The organism is Occallatibacter sp. (assembly GCF_049802275.1).
In the GTDB taxonomy this organism is placed as follows: Bacteria; Acidobacteriota; Terriglobia; order Terriglobales; family Acidobacteriaceae; genus Telmatobacter.
The window spans coordinates 1-8693 of the sequence record NZ_JBARMD010000631.1; the positions used below are offsets into that span (position 1 = coordinate 1).

Here is an 8693-nt window from a genome sequence, read left to right on the forward strand (position 1 = left end):
TTGGCGCGGCCAACCTGGTTGCAGGTGAGGATGAAGCGCTGGAAACCGAGAAGCGTGTTCTGGCAAATGCCGAGAAGCTCTACGCAGCCGCAATGAGCGCCTTCGATCAGCTCTATGAAGGCGGAGCATCCGCCGAAGCCGCATTGCGTGCGGCGGGCAAGAATCTGGATGAGCTGGCGCGATACGATAGCAAGTTCAACGAATACTCGCAGCAGATTGAGTCGGCGCGCGCGATCGTGGGCGATGTCAGCGCCACGCTGCGCGACTACGCCGAGCGCATCAATGCTTCCCCTGAGCGGCTGGCAGAGATTGAAGACCGCCTGGCGCTGCTCGACCGGCTGAAACGGAAATACGGCAAGACCGTGGCCGACGTGATCGCACTTGGCGAGGACGTGGCGCGCAAGCTGGCGGAAGTTGAAGATCGCGATGAGACGCTGAAGGTGTTGCGCGCGGCGCTTGCGAAGTCCGCGGAGGCCTACAAGCAGGCTGCAGGATCGTTGTCCGATCAGCGCAAGACGGCCGGCGCAAAGCTGGCCAAACTCGCCGAGACGCAGATCAATTCGCTGGCAATGAAAGTTCGCTTTGAAATCTCAGTCTCCACCAATAAAGAGGAGGACGCGTGGACCGCGCATGGCTGGGATGAAGTTGAGTATCGCATCGCGACGAATCCCGGCGAGCCGTTAAAGCCGCTGCACGAAATCGCCTCGGGCGGCGAGATGTCGCGCGTCATGCTGGCGCTGAAGGTTGCTGTCGAAGAAGCAGCGTCCAAATCCAGGAAGAAACTGCCCACGCCGCGCACGCTCGTCTTCGATGAGATTGACATCGGCATTGGTGGCCGAGCGGCTGATGCCGTTGGTCAGAAGCTGAAGGCGCTGGGCCGCGCGCAGCAGGTGCTGTGCGTAACGCATCTACCGCAGATCGCCGCCTTTGCCGATCAACACTTCGTCGTCGAGAAAAAAGAAGACCACGGCCGCACCAAGATGCAAATCCGCCTGCTCGACGATCGTGCCCGCACCCACGAAGTGGCGCGGATGCTCTCCGGTGCGAAGGTGACTGAGACGAGCCTGCAGCACGCCGCACAGATGATCGCTACCAGCCGCTGACCCGCAGCCGTGCGGAGTGGGGTCCAATTCCGCGGTTCATAGGCAACCCCCCATCCTGCAGAGCCTCTCCAACCTCAAGGGCGCGAGCAGCAAAGCGTGTCACACTTCCGCAAGCAGCGGGAGTTGCATATATTCGCACCCACGCACGCGATTTAAAACCGTATCTAGACATAAAGCAGGAGGACCCGGGTCATGAACATGCAGGATCTCACCCCTACCCAGATCGCGTTAATCATTGCCGTCATCGTGGTGGTTGTTGCCTTTATTGCTTTCTATCTTCGGCGGCGGCGCACAGACAACCTTCGTCAGCATTTCGGCCCCGAATACGATCGCGCTGTCGCCGAGGGTGGCGATCGCAGTCGCGCCGAGGCCCGGCTTGAAGAGCGCACCGAACGCGTAAAGAAGTTTCACTTGCGTCCGCTTACAACCGCCGATCGCGCGCGGTACACCGAGCAATGGGACCGCGTGCAGGCTCACTTTGTGGATGCACCAGCGGGCGCGGTGGCGGAGGCCGATCAGTTGCTGGGCGACCTGATGGCGACCTGCGGTTATCCCATGGGTGACTTTGAACAACGTGCTGCTGACATCTCGGTCGAGCATCCCATCGTGACGCAGAATTACCGTGCTGCCCACGAGATCGCACTTCGGCAGGCCAGCGGACAGGCCAGCACCGAAGATCTGCGCCGTGCCATGATTCACTATCGGGCACTCTTCGACGACCTGGCCAGTCAGCCAAAGGAGAATACCGTCGTCGATCGCAAACCGGTCGCCGCCGCCGATCGTACCGACTACAACCAACCGCCTGTTCGCGTGCGGCGCGGCTGATCACGGTTTTTCTCCAGCGAACTGACAGGAATCTGCGCGATTCTTGCATCGTCGTCGGAACCGGATAGATGCTGATCTGAACTGGGGACAGGAATAACTATCAAGGCTCGGCGTCGGCGCGGCAGGCGCCACCCAGATTTGCAGCTTGCCGCGACGTCGGGCAACATTTCTCACACTCACGAGTGCTCCGCGAAGTTATCCCTGACTTCGCGCCTTCTAAATGACGAAATCTTCATTTCTTGCAAGGGTTTCCAGCCTTCCAATTGCGTGATCGCTGCGTCATACTCATTCTCGTCTGAAAGTTCGAAAGAATCTCCTCCCCGCGACCCATCAGGAGAAGCTCTCATGTGGATTCAAAAGCGAAGGTTCGCCGCCACGATGCGAGCATTCCCGCTTTTCTTTCTTCTCGCGGTTCCGGCGTTCGCGCAAACCTACACTCTTTCAGGCAAAGTTAGAGATTCGGCAGGCCACGCCGTTCCCAGTGCCACGGTCTCGGCAAAGAGTGTCGCCACCGGAATATCCTTTACCGCCGAGACGAATTCCGATGGCATGTATTCTATCCACGATCTTGCCGGCGGCGACTATCAGGTGTCGGCCGTTGCGGGCGAGTTGCAGGCCCCGCCCATCAAAGTGACGCTGGCCGCTGCGCAAACCACCGACCTCACCGTGAGCCCAGCGCCCAAGGGCGTCGAAGCGCTTCCCAACGCGCCCCAGCAGCAGCAAAGCCCTCCAGCAAATCCCAATGCTCCATCACTGTCCGACCTTGGCTTCACAACGCAGGAAACGCAGGCCAACGCCCAGTTGCAGGCCCGGCTTGCCAAGCGAACCGAAATGCTGAAGATCCACCAGCGCCTGGGATTAATCACGGCCATCCCCATGGCCGCTACGCTCATTACCGGTCCAATGGCCAAGGCCAAAGGCAAGAATGGAGAAACAATCACCGAGCCGACGCAGGCGAATCTCGATTTTCACGCTGCCCTTGGCGGGTTAACCACCGCGCTTTACTTCACCACAGCGTCTTATGCGATCTTCGCCCCCCGCATTCCTAACAATCCCAAGCACGGCGGCATTCGCTGGCACGAAGCCTTGGCCTGGGTTCACGGACCCGGCATGATCCTTACGCCGATACTCGGTTACATGGCATATCAGCAGGAGAACTCTGGTGAGAAGGCGCATGGCTTTCCGGCGCAACACGGCACCGTTGCCTGGATTACCGCGAGCGCTTATGGCGCGTCCATTATTGCTGTTTCCTGGCCGATCCACCTCAAGTTCTGGGAGAAGAAATGATCAGGGAGAATGGCGGCACACGGTTTTTGAATCGTGCCAAAGCATGCAAACAATGGGGTCTTGTATCAGGGCACGACTTCAGTCGTGCCGAAAGAAGCATGAGAAAGGAGCGGGCTTTAGGCCCTGTGTTTCTGGTGCGCAATGCCAAGCCAGCCATAGTCTGCGTGGCGCTTCTTGCAACCGCGCTTTTTTCTGCTCCCGTCTTCGCCCAGCCCGACACGCAGTATGTCCTTCAGCAATCAAGCCTCACCTATCACATGTCGCACCCGATGCACGAAGTCGACGGCACCAGCCATGCCGCAAGAGGGAAGGGAATCTGCCACGCCGGCCAATGCGATTTCCTGATTGCCGCGCCCGTCAAGTCCTTCGACTCCGGCGATACCAATCGCGACCTGCACATGCTCGAAGCCACGCGCGGCGCGCAGTTTCCCATGATCCAGGTGCGTACCCATTTTCCCGAGTCAGAAAGCACCGCATCAACCATCTACGCCGATCTTGAAGTGCAGTTTGCGGGCCAGACCGCGCATTACACCCATGTGCCGTTCCAGAGGACACAGCAGGGTAGCGCCGTTCGCATCGTCGGAACCGTTCCCGCACTCTGCTCCGACTTCAAGATCGACCGCCCTTCGTTTCTAACCGTGGCTATCAAGAATGAGATTCCGGTACACGTCGATACCACGTGGCAGAAACAATAGCCTTCTGGGTGAGCGTCTCGCCATTGAAGCCTGCAAATAAAACTTCGCCATAATTTGTAGGCGATCAATGTGATCTCCTCTCATTTCTTTCTGTGGCCTGAAGAATGGCTACCCAGCTAGGCGCGCGCAGAATCAACGGCTTGCCGGCTAATATGACGCAGGATCGGCTTGAGCTGTAAGTGTGTGATGTTGATACCCGTTGAGCTAAGTCACAGCGTGAGAACGCTGTAAGCGCGTCGCTGGAAGATGAGGCGCTGACAAAATCTTGACTTCCTTATGCGCCAGCACGGGGGTATCATGGGAATCTCTGTTTTGATTACTGAAGTACTGAGCAAGTTGTTCTATCGAGCGCATGGAACAATGTGCAAACTAGCTGGAGCGGAAACCCCCACCGATGAACAGCGGACGTGTCGAAGAGAAGGTTCGGGAAGCTGAACTGGTTGAGGTGGTCGACGACTCACCTTCAGAGGAAGCGTTGCGCGCTCGCGCCGAAGCCGCCCTGCGCGAAAGCGAGCTGAAGTATCGCACGTTATTCGAGTCAATCGACAACGCGATCACGGTGCTTGAAGTGCTCTATGACGAACGCGGGGTAGCCTCTGATCTTCGCTTCGTTGAGTCCAATCGATTCTTCGAGAAGCAGACAGGTCTGACGAATCATCTTGGGAGAACAACGAGTGAATTGCTCCCAAATCTTGAGGACTCGTGTATTCAGGCCTACGCCGGCGTTGTCGAAACTGGCGAATCGGTTCGCTTTGAAAGCTTTTCGCACGATTTCGGTCGTTGGATCAGCATCTTCGCTTCGCGCGTGGGTGGCGAAGGCAGCCGCCTCGTCAATGCCGTCTTCTACGACATCACCGAGCAAAAACAGGCTGAGGCGGATCTGCTCGAGAAAGAAGAGCGGCAGGCCTATCTATTGAAACTGAGCGATGCGCTCCGAGAGCTTTCGGATCCCATCAAGGTTCAGGAATTGGCAAGCCGGCTGCTGGGCGAGCAATTGCAGGCGGACCGTGTCTTCTATTCCGAGATGGATGAAGCACGGGGCCAACTTCGCGTTGAGCGGGATTTTGCGCGGGAGGGTGTGCCGAGCCTGGCGGGTTCCTATCCGCTGGAAGCATTTGCCTGGATCGAACAGTCGACGCAGAAGGGCCATCCGGCGGTAATCAATAACGTCCGGACGTCGCCGTTGATTTCAGATACTGGCCGCGAGGTAATTCTCGGAACCCTGGTACACGCTTTCACTTGTGTTCCGATGTTGAAAAATGACCGGAGGGTGGCTGCATTGTGCGTGGCGCAAAGGGAGCCTCGGGTCTGGAAGCCGGCAGAAATTGAGCTGGTCAAGGAGACAGCAGAACGGACGTGGGCTGCGCTGGAGCGGTCCCGGGTAGAAGCCGCACTGCGCGCAAGCGAAGGGAAATATCGCACCCTGTTCGATTCCATCGATCAAGGCTACGCGCTGCTGGAAGTGGTTTACGACGCGAACGGATTGGCCAGCGATTTGTTCTTTCACGCGACCAACCGTGTTTTCGAAAAGCAGACCGGCTTGTCGGACTATCTCGGAAAGACGGCGCGGCAGCTGAATCCGAACCTTGAAGATTTTTGGGTCAAAACCTATGCACGCGTAATCGAGTCGGGTGAACCGGTTCGTTTTGAGTATTTCGTGAAGGAGATCAGTCGCTGGTTCACAGTATTTGCCTCGCGCGTTGGCCCCGATGGCAGCCATTTTCTGAATGTGGTGTTCGATGACATCACTGAGCGCAAGCATCAAGAGGCGACGCTCCGCAGCAGTGAAGAGAAACAAGCATACAAGCTCAAGCTGAGCGACGCGATCCGTCCGCTGTCTGACCCAATCGAGATCCAGGGGAGGGCTAGCGTCATACTCGGTGAGCAGTTGGGCGCGAACCGGGTTTTTTATGGCGAGATCGACGAAGAGTCCGGCCAGATGCTGGTTGAGCGAGATTTTGTGAGCCCTGGCACGCCGAGTGCCCCGGGAAGATATCCGCTGGAGATATTCGCGTGGCTTCGATCGTCGCCTCAGAAGTCCGAGCCCACAGTGGTCAAAGATGCACGAAGCTCCGAGCTGCTACCGGAAGCCGACCGCGCGACACTCGCCGCGGTGCAGGTGGCAGCCTTCATCGCAGTGCCGTTGATCAAAGACGGGCGCCTGGTGGCTTGCCTCTGCGCCACTGACGCCGAGCCGCGCGACTGGACGCCGGATGAGGTTGAAATTGTCTGGCATACAGGAGAACGGACGTGGGCCGCGGTGGAACGCGCCCGCGCCGAAGCCGCGCTGCGGGAGGGTGAGGAGCGGTTTCGACTGTTCCTTGAAAACGTTCACGAGTACGCGCTCGTGCAATTGGATCCGCAGCTGCGGTTTACGAGCTGGAATCCGGGAGCGGAACGGATCTTCGGGTACTCATCGGAAGATGCAATCGGAAGGCCGTTTTCGCTGCTTCTTGCACCGGAGGATCGTGAAGCCAGGCTTCCGTGCGCGGAGATATCGAGCCTGGAAGCCAACGGCCGCCACGAAGATGCGCGCTGGCTCATTCACAAGAATGGAACGCGGATTTGGGCTCGGTGGGTAACCGAGCCCATTCGCAACAAAGAGGGAGTGGTCACTGGGCTGGCTAAAGTGCTGCGCGACGAGACCGATCGCCTGAAGACGGAGATGAGTCTGCGGCAGAGCGAAAAGCTTGCGGTGGTGGGACGCATGGCAAGCTCGATTGCGCATGAGATCAACAATCCACTTGAAGCGGTGACCAACCTCATGTACCTCGCGCGCCGAGGTGTCATCTCGCCGGAGGTCGGCGAGATTCTGGAAATGGCGGAGCGCGAGCTGGCCCGCGTAAGCCATATTACGACCGCGACGCTGCGCTTTCACCGGCAGACTGCCGAGCCCAACATCGTGGACATCGAGGAGATTCTCGAGTCGGTGCTCGTCCTCTACGAGGGGCGGTTGAAGTCAATGGGCGTTGTGGTCCAGCGGAAGTACAGCTTGCATCCTTCCATCAGTTGCCAGGCGGTCGAAATTCGTCAGGTCATTGCGAATCTCGTGAGCAATGCGATCGATGCGATGCTGAAGAATTCCCCCGCGCCTCGCCTGGTCGTGCGATTGCGAAAAGCTGCGGATCCGGTGTCGGGGGAAGAGGGCGTCAGGGTGATGATCTCGGACTCCGGCGTGGGTATCCCTGAGTCTGTGCAGAACCATGTTTTCGAACCCTTCTTCACAACAAAATCGGCGACAGGAACCGGGCTGGGTCTGTGGCTCAGCGCTGAGACCGTTGCAAAGCATCGGGGGACCCTTCGGTTCCGTAGCAGGACCGAGGGGCGTTACAGGGGAACGGTCTTTTCATTCTTCTTGAGCGCATAGCAAAGCGTCGGAAACCACACAGGGAATGCTTGCCTCGACGTGGGAGAGCCGATATTCACGGGCCGGATCGACGATGCGTGACCTCTACTGACACAGGAAGTGCCCACCGCATCACCTTCGCCTCGCTCGTTAAACAATTGCCACAACTTTCGGGTCGCCGGTTACTCGCTGGCAATCGCAAAAGCGTTTGTCATGTTGAACGAAGTCGAAACATCGGCAGCTGTTTTGCCCGGCTGGATTCGATACTCGGCGATGATGCACCACTTGGCTCGTGGGAAATAGAAATCAGCCCAGGTGCCGGGGGCTAGGGAACAGCAATCAAAAATCGCAAAATCATCCTTGACATTGATAGACAATTCACTACCATATGGTTGTGGATAGGTTGGGTACAACATTTGCGGCTTTGTCTGATCCAACCCGGCGGGCGATGATCGAACGCCTCTCGCATGGGCCTGCCTCTGTCCATAGGTTGACGGAACCGTTTGCACTCTCGCAGCAGATGATTTCAAAACATATTGCCTATCTGGTGCGGGCGCGGATTGTCATCAAGACGAAGCGCGGACGAGAGAGTGTGTGCACGCTCAGGCCAGCGGCGATCAAGACAGTCAGCGACTGGGCGATCAGCTATCGCCGGTTCTGGGAAGAGCGTTTCGACAACCTGGAAGTGGTTGTGAAGCAAATGAAAAAAGAGGAGGTCAGAGATGACAAGTAACACGGTGAACGAGACAGAGCGGATGGTTGTGACAAGAGTTTTTGACGCCCCACGCGAACTGGTTTGGAAAGCGTGGACAGACCCGAAATACGTGATGCAGTGGTGGGGGCCGAAGGGTTTTACGGCGCCTGTTTGCAAGATGGATGTTCGCGTTGGAGGAAAGTCTCTCCTCTGCATGAAGACGCCGGATGGGTACGAGGGCTGGAATGCGATTGAATACTTCGAGATTGTTCTGCACGAGAAGATCGTTTCCCTCATGTACTTTTCCGACGCGGAGGGAAACAAGATTGACCCTGAGCAATTAGGAATAGAACCTGAGGCCATAGATGGCGCGTACGACGTGACCATCTTTGAGGATCTCGGAAACGGCCAGACAAAACTCACTTTCATTGGCAATGAACCCATGAAGAGCGCAAAAGACAGCGGTCAGTTCGAGGGCTGGAACGAGATGCTCGAGAAGATTGCCGCGGTTGTTGCGGGGCTATAGCATTTTCGGAATTGGTGTAGACCGAAAGCACGCACTCAAGTGGCTATTTCACCAAGAAATAGCCATCTTTCACTACCCTCAAAAAGTTTTCGAGTATTTCGAAAAATGCTTTTGCGCAGGCGAAATAAGACAATGAAGCTTTGATTCGCGAGACTCAAGCGTGGAGAAAAAAATGAAAAGAACAACGTTTCTCGCTATCGTCCTGCTGGCATGCGCA

Annotated in this window: 8 protein-coding genes; 7 read left to right on the forward strand and 1 reads right to left on the reverse strand. The window is 57.2% G+C overall.

What is annotated here, in order from left to right:
• The 5 genes from WA354_RS21290 to WA354_RS21310 form a co-directional block, all read left to right on the forward strand.
• Positions 1 to 1103, forward strand: a 1103-nt coding sequence (locus WA354_RS21290) for a DNA repair protein RecN (RefSeq protein WP_472815030.1), incomplete at its 5' end; no start/stop codon positions are given.
• 192 nt (positions 1104 to 1295) lie between these two features.
• Complete coding sequence (locus WA354_RS21295) at positions 1296 to 1928, forward strand: hypothetical protein (RefSeq protein ID WP_472815031.1); 633 nt, start codon at positions 1296 to 1298, stop codon at positions 1926 to 1928.
• 345 nt (positions 1929 to 2273) lie between these two features.
• The gene (locus WA354_RS21300) at positions 2274 to 3215 is read left to right on the forward strand and encodes a carboxypeptidase-like regulatory domain-containing protein (RefSeq protein WP_472815032.1); all 942 of its coding nucleotides are present in this window, start codon (positions 2274 to 2276) and stop codon (positions 3213 to 3215) included.
• 98 nt (positions 3216 to 3313) lie between these two features.
• Entirely contained in the window at positions 3314 to 3910 is a 597-nt protein-coding gene (locus tag WA354_RS21305; RefSeq protein ID WP_472815033.1) for a YceI family protein, read from the forward strand.
• Positions 3911 to 4304: 394 nt separating this feature from the next.
• Positions 4305 to 7277, forward strand: a complete 2973-nt coding sequence (locus tag WA354_RS21310) for a GAF domain-containing sensor histidine kinase (protein ID WP_472815034.1) — start codon at positions 4305 to 4307, stop codon at positions 7275 to 7277.
• 161 nt (positions 7278 to 7438) lie between these two features.
• On the opposite strand, the gene WA354_RS21315 is transcribed toward WA354_RS21310, so the two are convergent.
• Positions 7439 to 7672, reverse strand: coding sequence for a hypothetical protein (locus WA354_RS21315; protein WP_472815037.1), 234 nt, complete (start codon positions 7670 to 7672; stop codon positions 7439 to 7441).
• Between WA354_RS21315 and WA354_RS21320 the strand changes: the two genes are divergently transcribed.
• Together WA354_RS21320 and WA354_RS21325 are read left to right on the forward strand one after the other, a co-directional pair.
• Positions 7645 to 7989: an ArsR/SmtB family transcription factor gene (locus WA354_RS21320; protein ID WP_472815035.1), complete on the forward strand. Its 345-nt coding sequence runs from the start codon at positions 7645 to 7647 to the stop codon at positions 7987 to 7989. The genes WA354_RS21315 and WA354_RS21320 overlap by 28 nt on opposite strands.
• Complete coding sequence (locus tag WA354_RS21325) at positions 7979 to 8476, forward strand: SRPBCC family protein (protein ID WP_472815036.1); 498 nt, start codon at positions 7979 to 7981, stop codon at positions 8474 to 8476. Before WA354_RS21320 ends, WA354_RS21325 begins: the two co-directional genes overlap by 11 nt.
• Positions 8477 to 8693: the final 217 nt, after the last annotated feature.

What these genes read in the sequence shown, in the direction of transcription:
- WA354_RS21295 (WP_472815031.1), top strand. Translation starts at nt 1,296, where the DNA reads ATGAACATGCAGGATCTCACCCCTACCCAGATCGCGTTAATCATTGCC.
- WA354_RS21300 (WP_472815032.1), top strand. Translation starts at nt 2,274, where the DNA reads ATGTGGATTCAAAAGCGAAGGTTCGCCGCCACGATGCGAGCATTCCCG.
- WA354_RS21305 (WP_472815033.1), top strand. Translation starts at nt 3,314, where the DNA reads ATGAGAAAGGAGCGGGCTTTAGGCCCTGTGTTTCTGGTGCGCAATGCC.
- WA354_RS21310 (WP_472815034.1), top strand. Translation starts at nt 4,305, where the DNA reads ATGAACAGCGGACGTGTCGAAGAGAAGGTTCGGGAAGCTGAACTGGTT.
- WA354_RS21320 (WP_472815035.1), top strand. Translation starts at nt 7,645, where the DNA reads ATGGTTGTGGATAGGTTGGGTACAACATTTGCGGCTTTGTCTGATCCA.
- WA354_RS21315 (WP_472815037.1), bottom strand. Translation starts at nt 7,672, where the DNA reads ATGTTGTACCCAACCTATCCACAACCATATGGTAGTGAATTGTCTATC.
- WA354_RS21325 (WP_472815036.1), top strand. Translation starts at nt 7,979, where the DNA reads ATGACAAGTAACACGGTGAACGAGACAGAGCGGATGGTTGTGACAAGA.